The following is an 893-nucleotide window of genomic DNA, read 5'->3' as shown; positions in this document are numbered from 1 at the left end:
TCCGTCAACCGCTGCTTCCTCTATAAAGTCAAACACATTTTCATCCCTCTGCAGCAAACTGAGGAACTTCTTCTTAATCTTATTCATGTTCAATGGCATCCCAATTTGATAGCGAAGGAGTGTCGCTCACTTTCAGCCATACAATATATAGTTTTTTGGTTACTTAAATGTGAGATTGAACTACTTCGACAAAACCTTTTCTTTCTTCCTATTTTAATATTTTCTGTTCGTCAAATCATTTTACGGGATTGAATTTCTAAATTGGTTTTCAGTGAACTTCCTAAAAGTGATCTGGCACGCTTTAAATGCATTATTATGCACTTTATACAACCATTTTTAACATGCAAACAGCTCAACCATTTTTGTCGCATTGCAGAAAAACAATACTGCTCGCGGCGCTCGCACTACCGGTTCTTTCAGATGTGCCAGCTTTCGCGCAAACGGGTTCCAGGCTTCTGAAGAATGTGACGCTTATCGACGGTACAGGCGCTGCTCCCCGGAAGAATGTGGATATTCTGATTGAGGGAAAAAGGATTAAAACAATTGGCAAGAACATGAAAGCCGCGGCAGATACCACTATTACGCTCACCGGACAAACCGTGATACCCTCACTCATTTGTGCCCACGCGCATATTGGTACATTGAAAGGCACCACTTCCAATGCAGAGAATTATACAAGAGAGAATATCCTGAACCAACTTCAAAAGTACCAGGACTACGGTGTAGGCGCGGTGCTCATCATGGGAACCGACCGGCCGCTGCTATTTAATGGGCTGCGTGATTCGACCGTTGCCGGACAGTTACCAGGCGCGAGGTTGTTTTCAGCGGGTTACGGATTCAACACACCTGATCCTAATCCGGGATCTTGGATGAACCTGCTGCAAAGGCCGGCG

Annotated in this window: 1 protein-coding gene; it reads left to right on the top strand. The window is 44.6% G+C overall.

Translation table 11 applies throughout. From position 1 onward, the window contains the following. Window positions 1-341: 341 nt before the first annotated feature. The coding region (locus ACTIE6_RS14640) for an amidohydrolase family protein (RefSeq protein ID WP_439557349.1) at window positions 342-893 on the top strand (552 nt) is incomplete at its 3' end.

The sequence above is a fragment of the Dyadobacter sp. genome (assembly GCF_051859145.1).
Lineage (GTDB): Bacteria > Bacteroidota > Bacteroidia > Cytophagales > Spirosomataceae > Dyadobacter.
This window is presented reverse-complemented; position numbering and strand designations above follow the sequence as displayed.